Annotated in this window: 27 protein-coding genes; 1 reads left to right on the top strand and 26 read right to left on the bottom strand. The window is 44.6% G+C overall.

Translation table 11 applies throughout. From position 1 onward, the window contains the following. Nucleotides 1-10: 10 nt before the first annotated feature. The 16 genes from pth to metG all read right to left on the bottom strand — a co-directional run bounded on the left by pth (nt 11) and on the right by metG (nt 14418). A complete protein-coding gene (gene pth, locus AD710_RS08230; RefSeq protein WP_049627765.1) occupies nt 11-577 on the bottom strand; it encodes an aminoacyl-tRNA hydrolase in 567 nt (188 codons plus the stop codon). Between the two features lie 84 nt (nt 578-661). Beyond that, on the bottom strand, nt 662-1270 hold the full coding sequence (locus AD710_RS08225; RefSeq protein WP_016936525.1) for a 50S ribosomal protein L25/general stress protein Ctc: 609 nt from the start codon (nt 1268-1270) through the stop codon (nt 662-664). 84 nt (nt 1271-1354) lie between these two features. Continuing rightward, nucleotides 1355-2308: a ribose-phosphate diphosphokinase gene (locus AD710_RS08220; protein WP_013350761.1), complete on the bottom strand. Its 954-nt coding sequence runs from the start codon at nt 2306-2308 to the stop codon at nt 1355-1357. A 21-nt stretch (nt 2309-2329) separates the two neighbouring features. Continuing rightward, entirely contained in the window at nt 2330-3700 is a 1371-nt protein-coding gene (gene glmU / locus AD710_RS08215) for a bifunctional UDP-N-acetylglucosamine diphosphorylase/glucosamine-1-phosphate N-acetyltransferase GlmU (protein WP_016936524.1), read from the bottom strand. 191 nt (nt 3701-3891) lie between these two features. After that, nucleotides 3892-4185 (bottom strand): septation regulator SpoVG, encoded by a 294-nt coding sequence (gene spoVG / locus AD710_RS08210; protein WP_004264660.1) that lies wholly within the window; start codon nt 4183-4185, stop codon nt 3892-3894. Between the two features lie 195 nt (nt 4186-4380). Then, complete coding sequence (gene ridA, locus AD710_RS08205; protein WP_004264663.1) at nt 4381-4761, bottom strand: 2-iminobutanoate/2-iminopropanoate deaminase; 381 nt, start codon at nt 4759-4761, stop codon at nt 4381-4383. Beyond that, complete coding sequence (gene purR, locus AD710_RS08200; protein ID WP_004264666.1) at nt 4758-5615, bottom strand: pur operon repressor; 858 nt, start codon at nt 5613-5615, stop codon at nt 4758-4760. The genes ridA and purR overlap by 4 nt, the downstream gene beginning before the upstream one ends. Before the next feature lie 55 nt (nt 5616-5670). Continuing rightward, nucleotides 5671-6540, bottom strand: a complete 870-nt coding sequence (gene ispE, locus AD710_RS08195; protein ID WP_016936523.1) for a 4-(cytidine 5'-diphospho)-2-C-methyl-D-erythritol kinase — start codon at nt 6538-6540, stop codon at nt 5671-5673. Nucleotides 6541-6683: 143 nt separating this feature from the next. Beyond that, the gene (locus AD710_RS08190) at nt 6684-6872 is read right to left on the bottom strand and encodes a small, acid-soluble spore protein, alpha/beta type (protein WP_011996172.1); all 189 of its coding nucleotides are present in this window, start codon (nt 6870-6872) and stop codon (nt 6684-6686) included. A 162-nt stretch (nt 6873-7034) separates the two neighbouring features. Continuing rightward, nucleotides 7035-7295 carry a biofilm formation stimulator Veg gene (gene veg / locus AD710_RS08185; RefSeq protein WP_003218330.1) on the bottom strand — a complete coding sequence of 87 codons (261 nt, stop codon included), beginning with the start codon at nt 7293-7295 and terminating at the stop codon, nt 7035-7037. 210 nt (nt 7296-7505) lie between these two features. Further along, entirely contained in the window at nt 7506-8381 is an 876-nt protein-coding gene (gene yabG / locus AD710_RS08180; protein WP_049627764.1) for a sporulation peptidase YabG, read from the bottom strand. Between the two features lie 173 nt (nt 8382-8554). Beyond that, complete coding sequence (gene rsmA, locus AD710_RS08175) at nt 8555-9436, bottom strand: 16S rRNA (adenine(1518)-N(6)/adenine(1519)-N(6))-dimethyltransferase RsmA (protein WP_016936521.1); 882 nt, start codon at nt 9434-9436, stop codon at nt 8555-8557. Continuing rightward, nucleotides 9426-9989, bottom strand: a complete 564-nt coding sequence (gene rnmV, locus AD710_RS08170; RefSeq protein WP_013350755.1) for a ribonuclease M5 — start codon at nt 9987-9989, stop codon at nt 9426-9428. The genes rsmA and rnmV overlap by 11 nt, the downstream gene beginning before the upstream one ends. 134 nt (nt 9990-10123) lie before the next feature. Further along, nucleotides 10124-11449, bottom strand: a complete 1326-nt coding sequence (locus AD710_RS08165; RefSeq protein ID WP_095242191.1) for a G5 and 3D domain-containing protein — start codon at nt 11447-11449, stop codon at nt 10124-10126. A gap of 134 nt (nt 11450-11583) precedes the next feature. Next, nucleotides 11584-12351: a TatD family hydrolase gene (locus tag AD710_RS08160; RefSeq protein WP_049627763.1), complete on the bottom strand. Its 768-nt coding sequence runs from the start codon at nt 12349-12351 to the stop codon at nt 11584-11586. Between the two features lie 75 nt (nt 12352-12426). Continuing rightward, a complete protein-coding gene (metG, locus tag AD710_RS08155) occupies nt 12427-14418 on the bottom strand; it encodes a methionine--tRNA ligase (protein WP_049627762.1) in 1992 nt (663 codons plus the stop codon). A gap of 483 nt (nt 14419-14901) precedes the next feature. Here metG and abrB point away from each other — a divergent pair, with 483 nt between their 5' ends. Continuing rightward, the gene (abrB, locus tag AD710_RS08150) at nt 14902-15192 is read left to right on the top strand and encodes a transition state genes transcriptional regulator AbrB (protein WP_169510469.1); all 291 of its coding nucleotides are present in this window, start codon (nt 14902-14904) and stop codon (nt 15190-15192) included. 49 nt (nt 15193-15241) lie between these two features. On the opposite strand, the gene rsmI is transcribed toward abrB, so the two are convergent. The 10 genes from rsmI to AD710_RS08100 all read right to left on the bottom strand — a co-directional run bounded on the left by rsmI (nt 15242) and on the right by AD710_RS08100 (nt 22314). Next, entirely contained in the window at nt 15242-16123 is an 882-nt protein-coding gene (gene rsmI, locus AD710_RS08145; RefSeq protein ID WP_049627761.1) for a 16S rRNA (cytidine(1402)-2'-O)-methyltransferase, read from the bottom strand. Beyond that, nucleotides 16098-16397 (bottom strand): GIY-YIG nuclease family protein, encoded by a 300-nt coding sequence (locus AD710_RS08140; protein ID WP_047478056.1) that lies wholly within the window; start codon nt 16395-16397, stop codon nt 16098-16100. Before AD710_RS08140 ends, rsmI begins: the two co-directional genes overlap by 26 nt. Next, nucleotides 16384-17127, bottom strand: a complete 744-nt coding sequence (locus AD710_RS08135) for a tRNA1(Val) (adenine(37)-N6)-methyltransferase (protein ID WP_049627760.1) — start codon at nt 17125-17127, stop codon at nt 16384-16386. Before AD710_RS08135 ends, AD710_RS08140 begins: the two co-directional genes overlap by 14 nt. 60 nt (nt 17128-17187) lie before the next feature. Continuing rightward, nucleotides 17188-17547, bottom strand: a complete 360-nt coding sequence (gene yabA, locus AD710_RS08130) for a replication initiation-control protein YabA (protein ID WP_016936514.1) — start codon at nt 17545-17547, stop codon at nt 17188-17190. A 14-nt stretch (nt 17548-17561) separates the two neighbouring features. Next, nucleotides 17562-18389, bottom strand: a complete 828-nt coding sequence (ricT, locus tag AD710_RS08125) for a competence/sporulation regulator complex protein RicT (protein ID WP_004264723.1) — start codon at nt 18387-18389, stop codon at nt 17562-17564. 2 nt (nt 18390-18391) lie between these two features. After that, complete coding sequence (holB, locus tag AD710_RS08120) at nt 18392-19381, bottom strand: DNA polymerase III subunit delta' (protein WP_016936513.1); 990 nt, start codon at nt 19379-19381, stop codon at nt 18392-18394. A gap of 11 nt (nt 19382-19392) precedes the next feature. Next, nucleotides 19393-19833: a YaaR family protein gene (locus AD710_RS08115; RefSeq protein ID WP_049627759.1), complete on the bottom strand. Its 441-nt coding sequence runs from the start codon at nt 19831-19833 to the stop codon at nt 19393-19395. 12 nt (nt 19834-19845) lie between these two features. Beyond that, nucleotides 19846-20175, bottom strand: coding sequence for a cyclic di-AMP receptor DarA (darA, locus tag AD710_RS08110; RefSeq protein WP_004264734.1), 330 nt, complete (start codon nt 20173-20175; stop codon nt 19846-19848). A gap of 70 nt (nt 20176-20245) precedes the next feature. Beyond that, entirely contained in the window at nt 20246-20884 is a 639-nt protein-coding gene (gene tmk / locus AD710_RS08105; RefSeq protein ID WP_047478044.1) for a dTMP kinase, read from the bottom strand. Next, nucleotides 20881-22314: an aminotransferase class I/II-fold pyridoxal phosphate-dependent enzyme gene (locus AD710_RS08100; RefSeq protein WP_049627758.1), complete on the bottom strand. Its 1434-nt coding sequence runs from the start codon at nt 22312-22314 to the stop codon at nt 20881-20883. The genes tmk and AD710_RS08100 overlap by 4 nt, the downstream gene beginning before the upstream one ends. Nucleotides 22315-22348: the final 34 nt, after the last annotated feature.

Below are 22348 nucleotides of genomic sequence, written 5' to 3'. Positions count from 1 at the left end.
ATTATTTATCTTATACATTTGCATTAAATTCGTTCATAACTTCTAAAAATGGTTTCGTCAAGGAAGCTTCGCAGGCTTTTACGGTTTTTGAGACGGCATCATTGATATGCGGCGCTTCATCTTTCGTAAAAGCGCCCAGCACATAATCAACGACTTTCATCCCGTTGACGGGACGGCCGATTCCGATTCTGATCCGGTCAAATTCAGGGGTTCCGAGGTGCTGAATAAGCGATTTAATTCCGTTGTGTCCGCCTGCGCTCCCCTTCGTGCGGAGCCTGATTTTCCCCGTCGGAAGATCCAGGTCATCGTATATGACTTTCAAATCTTCATGATCGGCTTCATAATAATCCAATAGCGGCCGCAAACATTCCCCTGATAAATTCATATATGTAAGCGGTTTAACAAGTAGAACTTTTTTTCCGGAAACAAAACCGATTCCGTAAAGTCCGTTGAATTTCGTTTTATTCAATTCAATATTCCATTCTTTAGAAAGCTCGTCAATGGCCATAAAGCCGACATTATGTCTCGTGTTCTCGTAGGTTTTTCCCGGGTTACCCAGACCGGCAATCACAAGCATCGTAAATCCTCCCTCAACATCGCTGTAATTCTTCTCATTCTAGCACAAAAGACGTAACCTCGGGCGGGTTACGTCTTAAAGCGCTTATTGATTTTCTCCTTCGGGCTCTTCCTCAGGAGATGGTTCTGCATCTTCTTCGAATGCTTCCTGCTTAGGAGGAAGGATGGACGCCACGACTTCTTCCGGATCGTTTGTAAATGTATAATTGCCGTCGGCAGTCAGATCTGCGATGGTCAGCACATCATTCATTTCAAGCCCGGAAATATCAACATTGATTGTCTGAGGGATGTCCTTCGGCTTAGCCTTGATCGAAAGCTCATGCAGCGGCTGCTGGATGACGCCTCCGTCTTTGACTCCTTTCGCCTCTCCCGTCAGCTGAATCGGCACTTCCGCCTCCAGCTCCTCACTCATATTCACGACTTGAAAATCGGCGTGCGTCAATTCGTTTTTGAGCGGGTCTGTCTGAAGATCTGTCACCATAACCGATTGCTGATTTCCGTTGACATCAATTGTGATAATCGTGTTTTTTCCTTCGTCCCGCAATGTTTTAAGCAATTCGACACTGTCTAAAGAGACAGCCGTGTTCGTTGTTTCTTTCCCGTATATAATCCCTGGAACATGTCCTGAATGACGGATTTTCCGAAGCGTCGAACGTTTAAAATCTGTTCTTTCATTTGCTTTTAAAGTTGCCATATTCAGCACCATCCTAATTATCGTTTTATCGTCCTATTAGAACAATACCCACAATAACTGGGATTTAAACCTTAAAGTTTCGGTTTAGCTGAATAAATAGCTGACAGACTGTTTCTCGTGAACACGGATAATCGCTTCAGCCAGAAGCGGTCCGACAGAAAGCTGCTTAAAGCGTTCGATTTTTTTCTCTTCAGGAAGCTTAATGCTGTTCGTTACGACAAGCTCCTTGATTTTAGAGTTGTTGATCCGCTCAACCGCAGGACCTGACAATACAGGGTGCGTACAGCATGCATACACTTCCGCGGCTCCGTTTTCAACCAGCGCGTTTGCAGCAAGTGTGATTGTGCCGGCGGTATCAATAATATCATCGATCAGAATCGCAGTTTTTCCTTCCACGTTACCGACGATGTTCATCACTTCTACCTCATTCGGTCTAGGACGGCGTTTGTCGATAATCGCGATCGGCGCTTTCAGACGGTCCGCAAGTTTGCGGGCGCGCGTCACACCGCCGTGGTCAGGAGAAACAATAACGATATCTTTCAAGTCTTTACCTTCAAAGTAATGGCCTAAAATCGGAACACCCATTAAGTGGTCAATCGGAATATCAAAGAAACCTTGAATTTGCGGCGCGTGTAAATCAAGCGCGATCACGCGTGTCGCACCCGCAGTTTCAAGCAGGTTTGCAAAAAGTTTTGCCGTGATCGGTTCACGTGATCTTGCTTTTCTGTCCTGGCGCGCATAACCGTAGTACGGAATCACAATGTTGATTGTTTTCGCGGAAGCGCGCTTTAAAGCGTCCACCATAATCAGCAATTCCATGATGTGCTCGTTGACCGGCGCACTTGTAGACTGAATGATATAGCAATCACAGCCGCGAATACTTTCTTCTATGTTGATCTGGACCTCTCCGTCACTGAATCTTGTAACAGAGCACTTTCCTAATTGAACTCCTACATTATCCGCGATTTCTTTTGCAAGTTCTGGATTTGAATTCAAAGAAAAAATCTTTAAATTCTTATCTCCGTATTCGTTAGACATGGTAAACCTCCGATTTTAGGATTATTTTTTATGAATATTTTTCACATAATCTTCTTTATTTACTTGTCTTGCTCTGGCAATGGCAAGCGCTTCGCCCGGCACATCTTCAGTTACGGTTGAGCCCGCAGCGACGTACGCGCCTTCTCCCACTGTGACAGGAGCGACCAGATTGGAGTTGCAGCCAATAAACGCGCCGTCTTCAATTTTGGTTAAATATTTGTTCTTCCCATCATAATTGACCGTGATGGAGCCGCATCCGAGATTGACGTCCGTGCCCACTTCGGCATCACCGATATAGCTTAAATGAGATGCTTTGCTGCGGTCGCCGAATTGTGTTTTCTTGATTTCCACAAAGTTTCCGATCTTCACTTCATTGCCGATTGCGGAATCAGGTCTGATGTGAGCAAAAGGACCGATATTTACATCATTCCCAACTTTGCTCCGATTGACAACGGATTGTTTAATCACAGTGCGGCTGCCGATCGAGCTGTCCTCTATCTCAGTGTGAGGGCCGATGACACATTCATCGCCGATTTCAGCTTGTCCCTTTAACACAGTTCCGGGATAAATAACTGTATCTTGTCCGATACGTGCGTCAGGTGAGATGTACGTATTCATCGGATCGATTAAAGTGACTCCGTTTTGCATATGCCGTTTGTTAATACGCTCTTTCATATACATTTCAGCCTGAGAAAGAGCGACTCTATCATTCACTCCGAGCGTCTCTTGGAAGTTACCAGTCTGGTAAGCGGCAACAGTTTCGCCTTCGTCTTTGAGGATTTCGATTACATCCGGCAGGTAATACTCGCCTTGGGCATTTTCATTCGAAACCTGTTCGATGACACGAAAAAGGGCCTCGTTATCAAAACAGTACGTTCCCGTGTTGATTTCTTTCACAAGACGTTCTTGCTCCGAAGCATCCTTATGCTCCACGATTTTTTGAACGGCGCCGTCTTCTCCCCGGATGATTCTTCCGTATCCAGCGGGATCGTCGGCAACGGCCGTTAACACCGTGGCTTTTGCGCCTTTGTTTGTATGTTCATTCAGCATGGCTTCCATCGTCTCCGCCGTCAGAAGCGGTGTATCGCCGCAAATAACGATCGTGACACCTTTCTCTCCGTGAAGAAATGGTTTTGCCTGCTTGACTGCATGAGCCGTACCGAGCTGTTCTGCTTGGAGAGCGTAATCGCTTTTCTGTCCGAGCTGCTTTTTCACATCTTCGGCGCCATGTCCTACGATGGTGACAAGCTTCGCTAAAGATAATTTCAGAGCCTCGTCTGCGACGTGCTCTACCATAGGCTTTCCGCATACCGGATGAAGGACCTTATAAAGCTTAGATTTCATTCTCGTTCCTTTTCCGGCAGCTAAAATCACTGCAAACCGCTTATCCATTTAATGGCCTCCAATATCCCTTTTATCCATAGAAAAATATATCCTAAATAGCTGTTGATTTCAAGAAGACATCAAAAAGTGCAAGAATTTTCTATGTAATCGCTTTATTACTGAAAAATCAGATTTAAAAAAGGACTGCCGGAAAAGGCCTTGTGTCAGCCTTTATCAGCAGTCCTTACATTTTGTTATGTTTAAGAAGCTCCAGCTTCTTCATATTCTAATGCTTCAGAATCACCCAAACGATGATACTCATTTAAAACAGCATCCTGGATCTTGCCCCGCGTGCTGGAATTAATAGGATGAGCAATATCGCGGAATTCTCCATCAGGGGTGCGTTTACTCGGCATCGCAACGAAAAGACCATTGTTTCCATCAATCACACGAATATCATGTACGACAAATTCGTGATCCAGCGTGATGGATGCAATCGCTCTCATGCGACCATCGGTATTCACGCGGCGTAATCTTACGTCAGTAACTTCCACAGTAGTTCACCACCTTTTCCCTATATAAAAGCATTAGTCTAACAATTCCACGATTCTTTTTAAATTCCTGCACATTTCAAAAAGTTTTTTTGAAAATATAGGATATACATACACAATTAGGTGATAAACCATATCGGGGGATCATATACTGCATAAAAAAAGTGATTCCGGAGACCGGAACCACTTTTCTGAGATTTAAGATTTCACCAGCGCAATGACTTCAATTTCCACGAGAGCGTCTTTCGGCAGTCTCGCCACTTCCACACAAGACCTTGCCGGCTTATGTACATCAAAGTATTGTCCGTACACTTCATTCACTTCCGCAAACTGCTCCATATCAGCAATAAACACCGTTGCTTTTACAACCGTCTCGAGAGAAGCGCCCGCTTCTTTCAGCACAGCCTTTAAATTGCTGAACACCTGATGCGTTTGTTCTGTGATATCACCGTTTACCATTTCTCCTTCAGCAGTAAGAGGAATCTGGCCTGAGCTGTAAAACATGTTGTTTACGATGATTCCTTGTGAATATGGCCCGATTGCTGCCGGCGCGTGTTTTGTATGGATTGCTTTTGTCATTTTTCTGTCTCCCCATTCTTTAAATGCTGTTCTTTAAAAAATCGCAGAAAATTGCCGTTTTGAATCTCAATCGTTTTGTCTTTCATATTGATGGTTGAAAGTGTGAGCAGCGACATGTATTCATCGACAAGCCGTTCATTCACTCCCTCAGCTTCAACCAAGACGCCTATTCCCGCGACGTTCGCATTAAACTCATCAAGCAGGCTGATCATGCCGTTTATAGTGCCGCCCGCTTTCATAAAGTCGTCAATAATCAAAACGTTCGACCCCGTAGCCAAACTTCTTTTCGCAAGTGACATCGTTTGAATGCGGTTAGACGACCCTGATACATAATTGATGCTCACCGTGGAGCCTTCCGTCACTTTATTATCTTTTCGTACGATGACAACCGGAACGTTCAGATAACTGGCCGCTGCGTAAGCGAGAGGGATTCCCTTTGTCGCAACGGTCATCACCACATCAATCTCCCGCTCCGCAAAAACGGAAGCAAAAAGCCTGCCTACATGAGAGAGGACAGATGGTTTGCCTAAGATATCCGTTAAATATACATAACCGCCCGGAAGGATACGCTCAGGATTTACTAAAGACTGTCCCAGCTCCTGTATAAACGCTTCTGCTTCAGCCTGTTTCACTTTCGGAATGTATTTGACGCCTCCGGCAGCTCCCGGCACTGTAAGCAGCGTCCCAATGCCTTGCTGTTCGAAGGTCTGTTTAATAATCGTTAAATCTTCACTGATTGATGACTTTGCTGATTGATACCGTTCAGAGAAAAACGTTAACGGTATTAATTCATGCGGATGGGTTAACAAATAATTTGTTAAGTCCACCAATCTGCCGCTGCGACGAAACTTCATGAACTTACCCCCAAAATCCGAATAATTTAAAAACAATATAACTTAACATACGGATTTAATCAAGAGCATTCTGTTCGCCGATCATCCGCACCGCGTACACCTGATCACAGAAGCCTCTTAACCCGTTATAAATCCGCTGCACCTTTGATTCGTATTGAACCAAACCGAATACAGTCGGTCCGCTTCCGCTCATTAACACCGCATCGGCACCGAAGCGTTTCATTTGATTTTTAATCATCGCCACCTCGGGATGAAGGTTGAGCGTAACCGATTCTAATACGTTTCCTAGTTGGCTGCACACCTTTTGGAAACTTTTTTCTTCAATTGCGTCAATCATCGCCTGTACATCCGGATGCCGAACCTGCTGCAAATTCAGCCGGCGGTACACTTCGGCGGTCGATACCCCGATCGTCGGTTTGGCGAGCACGACCCAGCAATGAGGCGGAGCACTGATATGCCTGATCTTCTCACCGCGTCCGGTTGCCAGGGCAGTGCCTCCGTAAACACAGAAGGACACGTCTGAACCAATTTCAGCGCCAAGCTCCGCGAGCTCTTCGACAGAAAGCTTTAAATCCCAAAGCCTGTTCAGCCCTCTTAGCGTGGCTGCCGCATCGCTGCTTCCGCCGGCAAGCCCCGCCGCTACAGGGATCACCTTTGTAATCATAATGGAAACGCCTTTTTTGACTTGAAACCGTTCTTTGAGCAGTTTGGCTGCCTGATAAGCCAGATTTCTTTGATCATCCGGAACAAAGCGATTATGCGACGCCACTCTGATAACGTTTTCGGGCAGTTCTGTCAGTTCAATCCGATCTGCCAAATCAATTGTCGTCATGATCATCTCCACTTCATGATAACCATCCGGGCGTTTACTCCTCACATCGAGGGACAGATTGATTTTGGCCGGCGCTTTTTCTAAAATACGCATAGCTTTCACCTACTTCTCCATCTAAACATAAGTATGAACATTGTATCACATTTGGAGACCCGGAGGTACTTATCCGAAATTGACGCCGATTTTGACAGCCGATAGAAAAAACCGGGGAACGGATTGTCCCCCGGGCCACTGCATTATCGGTTATTTTGGTTCTGAGCCGCCATCTGCTGTTCGGCAATCTCAATCGCACGCTTTACCATATTCCCGGCATCGCGCGCCCGAATGCCGCCCCAGCCCTCGTTTTTCACCGTATCGTAAAAACCAAGGTCCTTTGCCAGCTCATACTTGAACTCATCTGACATAACTCCACGACGTCTGCCCAAACGAAACAACCCCTTTTATAGAATTGATCACCATTCGTGCACGCCACGATAAAACATGTGACACTTATAGCTTCCGTTTAATCAGCTGAAACTTTCGAGGGAATAATTAGAAGAGCTTTAGAAGGCAAAACAAAAAGCAGTAAACAAAAGGTTCACTGCCCATTAAAATGCTACTGAGCTTGCCGCATCATCATTGAATGTCAATTCAACAGTCTCAGTCAGAATATCAGCATAACTGTATGAAACTCTTTCAAACGAATTCTCGTCTTGATCTAGTTGTATCACAAAAACAGAAGGGTACGTCTCAGCTAAAATGCCCGAACGCTCAATCGTTTTTCGGCGGCCGCCGTTTGCTTTTAACGTAAGCCGTTTACCTAAATTCCCATCAAGCGATCTTTTTATATCGGACAACGTCTTCGCCATTGCATCCACCTCACTACATTTATTGTACAACAAGAGCCCAATTTTGTCAAACAAAATTTAAATTATATCAACGTTAATAAGTCATTGTCAACAAAATTATTTTGACAAAATTCTATTGATTTCTGCATTATTTTTCACAAGTTCCGGAAATTTATGTATCAATATGTAAAATAATTAACCCGCATAGCGAATTTCATGCGGGTTTTTCACTCATCCATTTGATTTATACGGCATACCGACACGCAGCACACCCTTCGTTTCAATGCCTCCCAGCCCTTTCTCTCTCGTCAGCGTATTTCTCAGGACATCCCACACATTAATCCGCTCCATAAACGGAGTGAAGCTGATTTTCGCGACAATATATACCGGGTCAAGCGCATGAATGTTGACGCGTGACGGTGAACTTGCAAAATTCGCGCCCGCTTTAATTAAAGACTCGAAATGGGATTGGCAGGCACCCGCGAATATGACAAGCTGGTCCAAGTGGGGGACTTTTCGTCTCGCTCTTTGAACCGTTTCGACAAAGTGTTTAGAATGCCTGTAGGCGCTTAAATCGTTCACGTCTCCCTTATGCTTGGAATATGCATCATGGCCGGTGATGACTAAAATATCCGGCCGGTATTTGTCGAGCAGCTCCTCAATGGATGCCGGCATTTTTTTCTCATGGCAGTGAATCCCGTACACCGGCACACCGATTTTTTCGTAAAAGTTCAGGCACTTTTTCAAATAAGCCTCATCGCCGTCCAGATGCAATACCTTGCCGGGCATATGAAAGTAGTGCTCCTGATGCTGATATTGATTCGTCGCATAATATTCCTGTTTTTCCCGAAGCAGCTTATAATCCTGGCGGAGCAGCTCGAGAGATTCATTCATCCTGCTTTCATCTTTCTGCTTTCTCACGGCCTGTTCGTCTTTTCTTACAGGCTCCAAATCAGAAAAATCAGCATCCGCAATCAATCTGACTTCGTCACCATGCAGGATGGCAATTGAATTTCCTTTGCTTGTTTGCTCTATGCCGATAATGCGAAATAAAACATCCATTTGATAGGATTTTCTGGCTACCATATCTCCTATTTGAAATTGCACGTTACCCACTCCACAAATAGACTAAGCCTCATCATGAAAGAAGCCTTATCAAATGCACCTCTTTCCGCTGCGGCGCTTGATGTTTCAAGCTTTTCTTGCAGTTGAATGAATAAGGTTCTTCTCTAGCCTATGTAGCGGCAGTCCAAGTGGTGACGCAAAACAAAAAGCCCTTCTTAGAAAAGGGCTTTATACAATCCGTTGGACAGGAGCGCGAATTCTTCTATAGACAGGGATTCACCGCGCCGCTTTCCGTCAATATTCGTTTCTTGGAGAATTTCTTCGATTTGAGCTTTCTTCTCTTTTCCGCCCGGAAGATTGTTCACAAGGTTGTTCAGCAAGGTTTTCCGGCGCTGAGCGAAGCTTGCTTTAATCAGCTGGAAGAAAAACGGTTCATTATCGACGTCAACCGCCGGGCCGTCTCGAAGCAAGAGACGGATGACCGCGGAATCGACGTTAGGCTGAGGCACAAACACCGTTTTCGGTACAGTCATGACCGTTTTGGCCTCCGTGTAGAACTGAACTGCGATGGAAAGCGATCCGTACTCCTTAGAGGAAGGATCAGCCGCCATCCGCTCAGCGACCTCTTTTTGCAGCATGACGACAATTCCTTTTAAGGGAAGATGCTCTTCCAAAAGCTTCATGATGATCGGTGTCGTTACATAATACGGAAGATTCGCCGTCACCATAATTTCATCACAATCCTGAAACTGCTCTTCAATGACGGATTTGACGTCTGCTTTCAGCACATCCTGATGAATGATCGTTACATTGTCATACGGAGACAGCGTATCATTGAGAATGGGCAGGAGGCGCTGATCAATTTCAAACGCGACGACCTTTTTCGCCCGTTTGGCAAGCTGCTCTGTCAGCGCGCCGATTCCGGGTCCGATTTCAATGACTCCGGTCCGATCCGTTATTTCCGCATGGTCCACAATTCTGTCCAATATATTTGTATCAATTAAGAAATTCTGTCCCAGACTCTTTTTAAAAGAGAAACCGTATTTTTTCAGAATTTCTTTCGTTCTGATAGGTGTCGCGATATCTTTATTGTTCATCCTGTTCCTCCTGCATCATAGCATCGAGCGCATCAATAAAATCACTTCTTTTGATTTGAAACATTTGCAGCCGTTTTTGAAGCTGTTTGCCGTTTGTATAGCCGATCTTCAGCAGGTCGCCCAATCGTTCGCGGCGTCTTTTGGCAGCCGGCCCGCCGATCAGACCGGCTTGTATTAAATCTTCAGCCGAAATCTCACTCGGCTTTGCCTCCATCTCTTCATGCACATTTTCCAGACATGCTCTGATGCTTTCAATGGATGCGTGCTCAACGCCGATGCCGCGCTTGTTCTTCGGTTTGGCAAGATGTTTGGGCAGAAATGCGTGTTTACAGCCGGGTACTGCTTCAGAAATGGTTTTCCGGATCTTTTCCCCCGGAAAATCCGGGTCCGTCAGCACGATGACCCCTCTCGTTTCCTGCGCCAGCCGAATCTGCCTGATGACTTCGTCTCCGATTGCCGAACCGTTCGTCTCAATCGTATCCGCATCAACGGCAAGTTTTATGCGCGCAGTGTCATCGCGTCCCTCGACTACAATAATTTCTTTAATTTTCATTACTTCCTCCAAAAAAACTTTTTATATCCAAAACGAAACCTTTGTTTACATGTCACGTCTAATATACTGAAAATACACTTTACCTATTATAACGAAAAAAACAGAGGGCGCAAAACCCTCTGAATGAATCGGAATTAATTTAAAATTTTTATTTTGACCTGTTTCTTTCCCCAGCGGTACGCCGAAGATTTTTCAGGGAAAAAGACATCAATCCGTCTTCCTTTAATGGCTGAGCCCGTATCTGCGGCCACAGCATCCCCGTATCCGTCTACGTGGACTCTTGTGCCGAGCGGAATGACGCTTGGGTCTACCGCAATGACCTTGGCATTCGGATTGCTTGTCAGATTAACGCCTGTAGCCGTATGGCCGGAACAGCCGCTGCAGCTTGCGGTATATGCCGTGGAAGACACGGTAATCACTTTACCGGAAGATCCGGTTTCACCCGAAGATGCCTTCACCGGTGCACTGAGCTGCTCAATCTTGGGACTGTGCCGCTTTGTGCCGACCGCAATGATCTGATCTTTGCTTTTTTCAGATGTTTCTTCTTTGACAAGCTTTCTTGATACTTCTTTTCCATTTTCTTTGACAACATGAAAATGCTTTTTAAGCTTGCCTTCTTTTCCTTTTTGAACGATCTTTTCTTTCCCGTTGTCGAGAGACGCATCCTCTTTTTCTTTCACTCGATACGCTATTTTTTCCTCAACTACATCGGTGACTTTTTCGATACGAGTGATTTGTATGCCGGCCTGATCTTTTGTGAGCTTTTCGTGTAATGCCGGTTTTACTTGATCTTCGTCTTTCATGTCCATCTTATGCTGCGTTAAAAAGTCAGCGACCGTAGTCGAAGTCGTCCATATTTTCTTTTTCTTTCCCGCATCATTTACAGTGACCTGAAAAGCCGGGTCGACCGTGACTTTCATGCCGTTTGTCACTTTCGTATCTGCTGCTGGATCTATTTTATCGTGCTGATTCACAGGTGTATGCTGTTCGTTCAGAAATGCGCCGACTGTTTTTGCCGTTGACCATAAAGTCTTTTCTTCTCCGCCTCTTGTCACACGGATCTGCTTTGCAGCATCATACACGACATTCATGTTCTCAGCCAATGCTGTCTGCTTAGACGGGGTAATCCGGTCTTCATTTCTTGTCTCTATATGTAAATCTTCCAGAAGTTCCCCAACCGTTTTTGCATGAGTGCGTATTTGCTTTTTCTTGCCGTTGATAGAAACAGAGACTGATTGTTTTGAGAGCTCATGTGCCCCGTATGCAGTCCCGGTTCCGCCCAGCAGAATAATAGCTGCAATAAGAATAACCTTGCTTTTACCAAGCTTTACGGAAAACAGTTTTTTCATTTTTTGTGTGATGAAAAACGCCTCCTTCTCCTCGGAGAGATTATATAGAGTATCTAAAATGCTGTCAACCCTCCCATCTCGAAGATCAAAAACCTTCAGCGTATCCCTCATTATGCAAAAACAAAGCAAAAAAAGGAAGAGAGACATATCGACAACCTATCTTATGAGAAGAAGGAAGCTTGTAGAACCGTTTTACATATCCACTGAATCGGACAAGCCTTTACACGTTACGACAGCGCATTTTGTCAGTTCATGCGGAAAAGTCTTTTTGCGTTTTCGGTTGTTATCGAAGCAATTTCTTCATACGTCAGTCCTTTTAATTCCGCGAGCTGTTCAGCAACATATTTCACGTAGCTTGGCTCATTTCGTTTGCCGCGGAAAGGATGGGGTGTCAGGAAAGGACAGTCAGTTTCGATCAGCAAACGGTCATTCGGAATTTCCTTTGCCACTTCTTTTGGTTTCTTCGCATTTTTGAAGGTAACCGGTCCTCCGAATGAGATATAGAAATTCATATCCATACACTGCCGCGCAACCTCCGCGCTGCCCGTAAAGCAGTGCATAATGCCGCCGACTTCTTCCGCTCCCTCTTCTTTCAGGATCGTGACAACATCCTCAGTCGCATCACGGTTGTGGATGATAATTGGAAGGTTCACATCTTTGGCAAGCGCGATTTGTTTCCGGAATACCTCTTTTTGGATATCCTTCGGTGATTTGTCCCAGTGATAGTCAAGGCCCATTTCTCCGATTGCCACGACTTTTTCATGAGCGGACAGTTCCTTAATCCATGATAAGTCTTCCTCTGTCATGTCAATTGCGTCTACCGGATGCCAGCCGATCGCAGCGTATATAAAGTCATATTCCTCAATCAGCTCCATTGCCCGCGTGATGGTAGGTTTGTCGAATCCGACAACGACGATTCGTTCAACTTTTTCAGCCTTTGCACGCGCAATGACTTCTTCTAAGTCTGTGTCGAATTGCTCGGCGTTTAAGTGTGCATGTGTATCAAAAAGCATCATAAAAACTCCTTTCTTGTTGAAAAACAAAAGGTGTTCGACGAAATGTTACACGTGAAACACCTTTTGCATCTATTATTTAATTCTGGTGCCTTTCGGTAATGACTGGTCGACAGCTACAACCTTAAGGACGCCGTCAGATTCTCCTGCCAGTATCATCCCTTGAGAAAGCTCGCCTCTCAGTTTTACCGGTTTTAGATTCGTTACACAAATGATCTTCATTCCCACAAGCTGATCCGGTGTGTAATGCTTCGCGATACCTGATACGACTTGGCGCTGTTCAAAGCCCAGATCAATTTGCAGCTTCAGCAGACGGTCCGCTTTTTTTACCGGTTCTGCGGACAAGACTTCTGCGACGCGAAGTTCTGTATCCATAAATTGATCAAACGTAATTTCAGGAAGACGCTCTGCTTCTTGCGGCTCTTCTGTTTTTTCTTCTTTCACAGGAGCAGTCCCTTGCATTTTTTGCTTGATGTAAGCTACTTCCTCTTCAGCTTCAAGACGAGGGAAAAGCGGCTCCCCTTTTTTCACTTTCGCGTTCTTTAATTGGCCGAATGTCTGGATGCTGTCCCAAGCTTTAAGAGACTGATCCTCAATCCCGAGCTGAGCAAACATTTTTTCAGGCGTCTGCGTTAAGAAAGGCTGAAGCAGTACGGCCGAAATACGCAATGATTCAGCTAAATGATACATGACAGAACGTAATTCTTTTTGTTTGTCCGGATCTTTTGCCAGCACCCACGGAGCAGTTTCATCAATATATTTGTTCGTACGGCTGATTAATTGCCATAGTGTTGATAAAGCCACTGAAAACTCCATGTTTTCCATTGCCTTTTCATATGCTTTAACTGTTTCACCGGCTACAGAAGAAAGCTCTTGATCAAAATCAGTCACATTTCGTTCATATGAACCGATCTCACCGTCAAAATACTTTTGGATCATAGCGACTGTACGATTCAGAAGGTTTCCTAAGTCGTTTGCCAAGTCATAATTAATCCGTTCTACAAAACCTTCCGGCGTAAAGACACCGTCTGAACCAAACGGCACTTCGCGAAGCAGGTAATAGCGAAGCTCATCCAAGCCGTAGCGTTCAATCAATGTTACCGGATCAACGACATTTCCTTTTGATTTCGACATTTTTCCGTCTTTCATCAATAACCAGCCATGCGCGAATACTTGCTTAGGGAGCGGGAGATCAAGCGCCATCAGCATAATCGGCCAGTAAATGGTATGAAAACGGACAATTTCTTTACCGACAAGGTGGACGTCAGCAGGCCAGTACTTTTTGTAAAGCTCGTCATTTTCCGTATCGTAACCGAGCGCCGTAATGTAGTTGAATAATGCGTCAATCCATACATACACGACATGCTTCGGGTTTCCCGGCACTTTTACGCCCCAGTCAAACGTCGTTCTGGAAACGGCCAAATCTTCAAGCCCCGGTTTAATGAAATTGTTAATCATTTCATTTTTGCGTGATTCAGGCTGGATGAATGAAGGATTGTCCTCATAAAACTTCAGCAGGCGGTCTGCATATTTGCTCATGCGGAAGAAGTATGACTCCTCTTTAATTAATTCGACTGGGTGGCCGCTGTCCGGGCTTTTTCCGCCGACAACCTCACCCTTTTCATTTCGTTCCACATCCACCAGCTGTGTTTCAGTATAGAATGTTTCATCAGGGATGCTGTACCAGCCCTCATACTCATCCAGATAGATATCACCATTATCAAGAAGCTTTTGGAACACTTTCTCAATAATTTCTTTATGCCGGCTTTCCGTCGTCCGGATGAAATCATCGTGAGAAATGTCGAGCTGCTTCCATAGTTTTTGGATCTCAGCCACGGCACGATCCACATAAGCCTGAGGTGTGATATTCTCTTCCTCCGCTTTCTGCTGGATTTTTTGTCCGTGTTCATCCGTTCCTGTCAGGTAGCGTACGTCAAATCCTTTTAATCTTTTGTAACGCGCCATCGCATCGCCGGCCACGGTAGTGTAAGCATGGCCGATATGTAATTTTCCGCTCGGATAATATATCGGGGTCGTAATATAAAAAGTATTATTGTCTTGCGGCATGTTGCAACCTCCCATTCAGAATGTCGAAAAGCTCACGCCCAAAGGACGAGAGCGGTTTTATTTGATATACAATATTGATATTTGTCCTCTATCTATGATACCATCTTAGCCTTTAAGATCAAGGATATATACGTACTGCGCGTAAAAGAGTAAATAAAATTAAAAATTTTTATTGAAATTAAAAAAAGTCTTAACATGTCGAAATTTGTCGTATATAATCTACTAATATAAAACATCTTGGTTCGAAAGTCTTGATTTAAAAGGATTTTCAGTAGGATAATAGGTTCGAAAAAGCAGTCAAAAAGCCTGTTATTTCAGGATTTCCAAGGCTTTACTTACTATAAGAACTAATTCTTACAATCAATAGTAAACAAAAAGATTGACGATTATTGGAAACCTTGTTATGCTAGGAATGTAAGGAATTTTGTCGAATAATGACGAAGAAAAATATAAACTACAAAATAATTATCTCTCGGGAGGAGACTGTTAATGAAATCTACTGGTATCGTACGTAAAGTTGATGAACTTGGACGCGTAGTTATCCCTATCGAACTTCGCCGTACACTGGGCATCGCAGAAAAAGACGCTCTTGAAATTTATGTTGATGATGAAAAAATCATCCTTAAAAAATATAAACCAAACATGACTTGCCAAGTAACTGGTGAAGTTTCTGATGATAACCTTAAACTTGCCGGCGGCAAATTGGTACTCAGCAAAGAAGGCGCTGAGCAAATCATCTCTGAAATTCAAAATCAGCTTCAAAACCAAAAATAAGTTATTTCATACAAAAACCGTTCTTGTTACGATACAAGAACGGTTTTTTTTATGATTGAATGTGATAAGCGTCATAAATCTCGCGTTTCGGTACGTCCCGATCTACCGCTGTTTGTTTTATGGCCTGTTTGGAAGAAGATCCTTCATTTATGTAATGCTCCACATGTTCTTTCTCAGAAAGCTCCGTCCACCAAGGCTTTTCCTCTTCATCCGGTTCAGCGCCTTGATTGCCTTCGACAACGAGACAGAACTCACCGCGGATTTGATCTTCATTTGCCCATTCAAGCACCTCGGCGATGGTTCCTCTGATAAATTCCTCGTACTTTTTCGTTAATTCCCTCGTGACGGCGATGGTTCGATTCCCCAAAACGTCATGCATTGTTGTTAATGTTTCTTTTAATCTGTGCGGCGCTTCGTAAAATATCATCGTTTCCTGCCGTTTTTTCAGGAGTTCAAGTTCTTTCTTCTTTTCTTTTTTCTGTCTGCTTAAGAATCCGTAGAAGAAAAACGGCTGCGGGGTGATACCTGATGCGGTCAGTGCGGTTAACGCCGCATTTGCACCGGGAAGCGGAACGACATAACCGCCGATTTGGGTAAAATCTCTTACAATCTCAGCCCCCGGGTCGGAAATTGTCGGCATACCGGCGTCACTGACCAAAGCCACATTCTTTCCGTTTTTCAGCCATTCAATAATTTTATGGCCGCTGCTTTCTTTGTTGTGTTCATGATAACTAGTGAGAGATGTTTCTATATCATAGACGTGGCACAGCTTTTTCGTCTGTCTCGTATCTTCGGCAGCTATGACATCGACCGATTTCAGCGTCTCCACTGCACGAAAGGTCATGTCCTCCAAGTTGCCGATCGGTGTAGGAACAAGATAAAGGATTCCCATTTCAGATTTTCCGTTAAAACTCATCTGGCGACTTAACATATACAGCCTCCTTGCTGCTTCGTTTTTCTTCTATATATTGTTCTTTTTTCTTTCGGGTCAGCTGCTTAAAACGGTATTCCGCCTGCATGGCTTCCCGTTTTGTATCAAATGATTCCGCATGGCATAACGAAACCGGCCTCCGGGCCCTTGTGTACTTCGCGCCCTTTCCCTCATTGTGGGTTTTCAGCCGTTTTTGCAGATCATTTGTATAACCGGCATAAAGACTGTTGTCATTGCACAGCAGTACATAAAAGAAATGACTATTTGTCTCCATATAAAATCGTGCGGATCTCTTTCGTATATTCATTTTGTTCATCATATACAAACAGCGGAGGAAGTATTTTGAGATCAGGGCGGCCGCCTTTAATTCCTTCAACCAAAATAGTGTTCGCTTCTTTTCCTTGTTTCGGATAGATAAACTGAACCCGTTTCGGTTCTATTCGGTACGCTTTCATTAATTCAAAGATTTCCAAAAGCCGTCCCGGCCGATGAACGAGCGCCGCTTTCCCGCCTTGCTTCAACAGTTTGCTGCTGACGGAAATCACATCTTCAAGCGTGCAAAGAATTTCGTGCCTTGCGATTCTGAGATGTTCGTTCAGGTTCTGCTCAGCCTCTTTCGGTGTTTTAAAATAAGGCGGGTTGCAGGTGACAACATCATATTTATTATGTCCGAGTCTTTCCGGCATATTTTTCAGATCATCATGAATGAGGCTGATCTGACCGCCCAGCCCGTTGTATTCCACGCTTCGGAGCGCCATATCATACAAACGCTCCTGAATTTCAACCCCGGTGATATCCGCCTTTGACCTTGTACTGAGCAGAAGCGGCACAATTCCATTCCCCGTACATAAATCAACGATGTTTCCCTTTTGAATCGGAACGTATGCAAACTTTGACAGCAGCACGGCATCTAATGAAAAAGCGAAAACCGTCGGGCTTTGTACAATTTTCATGTCCTCTGCTAATAAGTAATCCAATCTTTCATCATCACGTAATGAAACCATAATCTTATTCCTTTCGGCACTCTTTGAAAAAGGCTTCCGACATCAGCGGAAGCCTTTTCCTTATTTTTTATTTAAGAAGGACAGACAAAAAAGGCAATCTCCCTTGCGGACGCTCCCATAATGGACGTTGCAAATATGAAAGCCTTCTTGATACAGCCGGGCCAGATTATCGTACCCTTCTCCTATATCACTTTGCTCTGCCTTCTGTGTTTTTGTTTCTTTCTGATCGGCTTTGAATTGCTCAATTTGCTCTGTCGTGTCATCAAGCCGCTTACGCAAATGCTTGTTTTCAAGCTGAAGATGGTGATTCTCTTCAATCATTTCGCCGATATGCTGCTTTAAGTCACCCAGCTGACGGTACAGCGAACCGATTTGTTCCTCCAGGTTTATGACAGTATCAAATAACTCTTTTTTATCCAAGGTTCCACACCTCGTTAATCTGTGGTTTGTGCGGATACGACGCCCTCTTCCAAGAGCTCTTCCCAAGTATATTCTATCACTTTTTCACGATTCTTCAGTTCCACCTGAAGCACCCGTTCCAGAATATTAAGACCGACAACCTTTGCGGGGCCGTTTGCCGTCGTAATCATTTCGCCTAAATCCGGCAGCTGTTCTTTTGCCGTCTCATACTCATCATTTTCGTACTTTAAACAGCACATCAAACGGCCGCACAGACCGGAAATTTTCGTCGGGTTCAACGATAAATTTTGATCCTTTGCCATTTTGATGGATACCGGTTCAAAATCACCGAGGAACGTGGAGCAGCAAAGCATTCTCCCGCACGGGCCGATACCGCCGAGCATTTTCGCCTCGTCCCTCACACCGATTTGGCGCAACTCGATTCTTGTTTTAAAGATAGAAGCCAAGTCTTTGACCAATTCCCTGAAATCAACCCGTCCGTCAGCCGTGAAGTAAAAAATGACTTTATTGCGGTCAAACGTAAACTCAACATCAACGAGTTTCATATCTAAGCCGTGGTCAGCCACTTTTTTCTGACAGACTTCAAAGGCGGACAGGGCCTCTTGTTTATTTTCTTCTACAATGAGAAGATCGCGTTCATCAGCAACGCGAATGACCTTTCGAAGCGGAAGCACCACATCATGCTCGTCCACTTGTTTATTTGCGATGACAACCTGCCCGTATTCGACACCTCTTACAGTTTCAACAATGACACAGCTGTCCTGTTCTATATCAAATCCGTTCGGATCAAAATAATAAATTTTCCCCGCTTTTTTAAAGCGGACGCCTATTACGTTGTACAAGCTTATCCCTCCTGCAACGTTAACACCAAGTGCTCCATTAATCCCTGTGTATTCACATTGGAATGAAGCCGTTTTTTTGCTTCTAAAACAGCGAGAATTTGGTTCGTAACGCTTTCTTGTGTAAATTGCAGCGCATGCTGTTTTATTGATTGGAATAAGTCTTGATAAATCAGTTTATCTTCATTTCCAATTTGGATGGATAATACATCACGGTATATCAATAAGAGCATATCAAGACCCATTTCTTGATGGGTTTTTTCTTTGAAAAAGGGCACCCACTGATCCTGAATGAAGAAAAAGGCATGTCCTTTCCGCTGATGTAAGACTTCATACAATTTTATCACTTTCGCTCTGGACTCTGCAAACTCATCATTTCGACTTAATTCGACTGCTTCCGCAATATTATTTGTCATATTTGCTAAGAGTCTGGCCATGTGAGGGCTTACTTCCTGTTCAACCAGCCTTTCTTCTATTGCTTTCGGCTGAAGCGGCTGAAACGGAAGAACCTGGCATCTCGAAACGATGGTATCCAATATTCTGTGGAGCTGCTCAGTAATCAGAATAGCGATAGTATCTTGACTCGGCTCCTCTAAAAATTTCAACAGACTGTTTGCCGCATTTGTCGTCATTTGATCCGCGTGGGATATAATGTACAGCTTTTTATGCGATTCCAATCCTGTTTTAGAAAACTCCTCTTGAAGCGATTGGATCTGAGCTTTTTTAATGGATAATCCGTCGGGCTGAACCACATGCAGGTCTGGGTGGTTTCCGGAATCAATACGCTTGCAGTTCCGGCACTCCCCGCAAGGCTCAGTCCCGTCTTCAAGGCAAAAAAAGCTTTTTGCGAGAAGCAGTGCGGCATCCAATTTGCCAGTACCTTTTTTGCCTTCAAACAGATATGCGTGAGAAAGCCTTTTCTTTTCAATGCTATTATGCAAAAGACGCATCACTCTGGGCTGCTGCCCGGTCATTTCCTTCCATGATATTGCCATTGTATCACTCTCTATGTGTAAAGGTTAATCAATAAACCTTTTATTTCTCCGATTCGATCCAGCAAATCAATTGCCGTTTTTTCCTGATCTAACATCTCTTCCGTCAGCTGGAGCAGCTTTTCATCTATTTCTTTCACAAGCCCCAAGGTCCGGCTGCTGCCGTACATGTCAAAGCTTTTCGTCGTTTCATGCGATAATCCGCTGTCAACGGCCTCTTTTACAAAACGTTTTACCAATCCTTTGAATTTCGCTAAGTCTTTGAAGTTCCTCGACTTCGTCAGTCTTTTCCCGAACGTTTCTATATCCGTTAAGAACCTGCTCAGCTGGTCAAATTTCAGCTTGCTGCTTTGGCTGTCCATTGAACTTTTAAACGTCCCGGAAAGCTCTGCCGCTTTATAAGCAGGCTGCTGCTTTTTCTCAATAAATGTGCGTAAGTCAGAATTTATTTTCACGTCGTCAAATCCTTAAAATTGATGAAATTCATCGACCGGAAGGACAAAGACCGTCGCTCCGCCGACTTCCACTTCGACAGGATAAGGAACGTAAGAATCCGCATTCCCGCCCATCGGGGATACCGGGGCAATCATTTGATCACGTTTACAGCCATTTTCTTTAATGAGGCTGAGCGCTTTATCGACACGGATATCCTCCACCCCGATCATAAACGTCGTATTGCCTGATTTAAGAAATCCGCCTGTTGTCGCAAGCTTCGTCACCCTGAAGTTGTGGTCGGTTAATACTTTCAAAAGTCTGTTGCTGTCTTGATCCTGCACCACTGCCACTATTAATTTCATTCTATAGGCCCCCTTTAGGTTGGAAAGAACATGGTCGTTACATTCATTATATCAACTTATGAGAAACAGGTCACAACTGAATTTTTTTCAATGTTTCATTTATCACCTGAAGTACGTCCTGAATGACGAGTTCCTTCTTTTTCGATGCGTCGATTGTATGAAATCTTTCCGGAAAAAGCTGCATCACCTTTTGATATCCTTCCCGAACTTTCGTGTGAAAGTGCAGGGCCTCAAGATCAAGACGATTCTTTTCTCTTGAATCATTCGACGTAATCCGTTTCAGCCCTTCTTCCGGATCGATAGAAAAATAGATAGTGACATCAGGCATCGTATCGCCGATTGCAAACTGGTTAATAGAAAGCACTTCATCAATGCCGAGCCCTCTCGCATAGCCTTGATAAGCCAGCGAACTGTCGATAAAACGATCGCACAGCACAATGCGTCCTTCTTCCAATGCAGGCTGCACCTTCTCGGCTAAATGCTGTCTTCTCGCAGCGGCGTAGAGCAGCGCCTCCGTTTTTGCATCCATCAGTGTATTGTTTTTATTTAAGATCACTTCTCTGATCTGTTCCGCAATGTCGATGCCGCCCGGTTCTCTTGTCGCTGTTACCGGAAGCCCCTTTGCCGACAGAATCTCTTTCACTTCCTGAAGCACAGTCGTTTTCCCTGCACCTTCAGGACCTTCAAATGTAATAAATAAACCGCTCATGATTTCTCCTCTTCTGTATAAACAAGTAGTTGTTCCCCGTTTAACAAGCCTTGAATATGCGCGTCCATGCCGATTAAACGGGAAAGCTTTTGCACGATCTCTTCTGTTATCCGTTCTCCGTCCATGATCAGCGGAATTCCCGGGGGATAGGGAATAATGTTCCCCGCGTGCAAGCGCCCGGCCGCCTTATTTATATCCGTAAGCTCTTTTGTAAACTTCCGCATCTCATTTTGCGGATATTCAAGTGTCGAAATGGACGGAAAGGTCCAATTCACGGTATCCGGCAATTTATCGGGCGGTGTATTCTCCAGTTTCCGCTGTATGTTTCTTACGGATTCCTGTTCTATCATCCGCCGGCCGCCTATCGGCAGGACGAGCAATACTTGGTACTCGTCAGCCAGCTCGGCAACAATGCCTTCGCTCTCCAACATACTTTGTAATGAATAGCCGGAATGTCCGAACTTTGAACGAAGAATGAATTTTAACGGGTCCGCCCTGAGCCCATATCCGGAAGGCTCGATCATTTCAATAGAAGAAATTGATGCGAACGTTCGTTTGATTTGTTCAATATGCGCCATATGACCGGGGAGTGTCCCTTTTTCAGCGATATCCTGAACATAAGCGCGCGCCGTATCTAAAGAGGCCATTATCGGATATGACGGGCTGCTGCTTTGCAAACTGCTTAAATAATAGGTTAATCGATCTCTGTCAATGCGGGTGCTGTTTAAATGAAAGTAAGATCCCATCGTCATAGCCGGAAGCGTTTTGTGAGCCGATTGAACAACGGCATCCGCTCCCATATCCAATGATGATGGCGGGAACGGTTCACCTAACACAAAGTGAGCGCCATGAGCCTCATCCACCAGTACAGGAACGCTGTATGAATGGGCTTTGTTAACTGCCGCGGTCAAGTCGGCAGCATGCCCGTAGTAAGTCGGATTAGTCAGAACAAGGCCTTTCGCATTCGGATATGACGCTAACGCTTTTTCAATGACCGGAAGGGATACATGGGCCGGCACATGCATGTTTTTATCAATTTCCGGCGCTAAATACACTGGCTTGGCTCCGGCCATTGCCACCGCATGGAAAACAGACTTGTGACAATTACGCTGGATCAGAATGGGTTCGCCCGGTTCACAAACAGCTAAAATCATCGCCAGATTGCCGGCAGTCGTTCCATTGACGAGAAAGAAGCTTTCCCGAGAACCGTAAAGCCTGCTCAGCAAATCCTGTGCTTCCTTGATGACTCCCGTCGGGTGATGTAAGTCATCAAGCCCTGTGATCTCAGTCATATCAATAGATAAAAGAGATTGATATACAGATCTGGCTTCATCAAAAAAGACATCTCCATTGTGATGTCCCGGAACATGAAAAGAATACGTATTTCGGTGCGCATGCTTCAGCAGCGCTGTATATAAAGGTGTGTCCATATTTTAAACAAATCCTTTGCCTGTCTTTCTTATT

It is taken from the genome of Bacillus sp. JFL15, assembly GCF_001184225.1.
In the GTDB taxonomy this organism is placed as follows: Bacteria; Bacillota; Bacilli; order Bacillales; family Bacillaceae; genus Bacillus; species Bacillus siamensis.
This window is presented reverse-complemented; position numbering and strand designations above follow the sequence as displayed.

Excerpts from the sequence above, each read along its gene's own strand:
- AD710_RS08165 (WP_095242191.1), bottom strand. The coding sequence starts at position 11,449 with ATGAGGGATACGCTGAAGGTTTTTGATCTTCGAGATGGGAGGGTTGAC.
- darA (WP_004264734.1), bottom strand. The coding sequence starts at position 20,175 with ATGAAATTAATAGTGGCAGTGGTGCAGGATCAAGACAGCAACAGACTT.
- holB (WP_016936513.1), bottom strand. The coding sequence starts at position 19,381 with ATGGCAATATCATGGAAGGAAATGACCGGGCAGCAGCCCAGAGTGATG.
- rsmI (WP_049627761.1), bottom strand. The coding sequence starts at position 16,123 with ATGTTAAGTCGCCAGATGAGTTTTAACGGAAAATCTGAAATGGGAATC.
- AD710_RS08225 (WP_016936525.1), bottom strand. The coding sequence starts at position 1,270 with ATGGCAACTTTAAAAGCAAATGAAAGAACAGATTTTAAACGTTCGACG.
- purR (WP_004264666.1), bottom strand. The coding sequence starts at position 5,615 with ATGAAGTTTCGTCGCAGCGGCAGATTGGTGGACTTAACAAATTATTTG.
- glmU (WP_016936524.1), bottom strand. The coding sequence starts at position 3,700 with ATGGATAAGCGGTTTGCAGTGATTTTAGCTGCCGGAAAAGGAACGAGA.
- AD710_RS08160 (WP_049627763.1), bottom strand. The coding sequence starts at position 12,351 with ATGCTTTTTGATACACATGCACACTTAAACGCCGAGCAATTCGACACA.
- rsmA (WP_016936521.1), bottom strand. The coding sequence starts at position 9,436 with ATGAACAATAAAGATATCGCGACACCTATCAGAACGAAAGAAATTCTG.
- pth (WP_049627765.1), bottom strand. The coding sequence starts at position 577 with ATGCTTGTGATTGCCGGTCTGGGTAACCCGGGAAAAACCTACGAGAAC.
- AD710_RS08135 (WP_049627760.1), bottom strand. The coding sequence starts at position 17,127 with ATGGTTTCATTACGTGATGATGAAAGATTGGATTACTTATTAGCAGAG.
- AD710_RS08100 (WP_049627758.1), bottom strand. The coding sequence starts at position 22,314 with ATGGACACACCTTTATATACAGCGCTGCTGAAGCATGCGCACCGAAAT.
- veg (WP_003218330.1), bottom strand. The coding sequence starts at position 7,295 with ATGGCGAAGACGTTGTCCGATATAAAAAGATCGCTTGATGGGAATTTA.
- tmk (WP_047478044.1), bottom strand. The coding sequence starts at position 20,884 with ATGAGCGGTTTATTTATTACATTTGAAGGTCCTGAAGGTGCAGGGAAA.
- ispE (WP_016936523.1), bottom strand. The coding sequence starts at position 6,540 with ATGCGTATTTTAGAAAAAGCGCCGGCCAAAATCAATCTGTCCCTCGAT.
- ridA (WP_004264663.1), bottom strand. The coding sequence starts at position 4,761 with ATGACAAAAGCAATCCATACAAAACACGCGCCGGCAGCAATCGGGCCA.
- metG (WP_049627762.1), bottom strand. The coding sequence starts at position 14,418 with ATGCCGCAAGACAATAATACTTTTTATATTACGACCCCGATATATTAT.
- rnmV (WP_013350755.1), bottom strand. The coding sequence starts at position 9,989 with ATGAAAATTAAAGAAATTATTGTAGTCGAGGGACGCGATGACACTGCG.
- AD710_RS08140 (WP_047478056.1), bottom strand. The coding sequence starts at position 16,397 with ATGGAGACAAATAGTCATTTCTTTTATGTACTGCTGTGCAATGACAAC.
- AD710_RS08220 (WP_013350761.1), bottom strand. The coding sequence starts at position 2,308 with ATGTCTAACGAATACGGAGATAAGAATTTAAAGATTTTTTCTTTGAAT.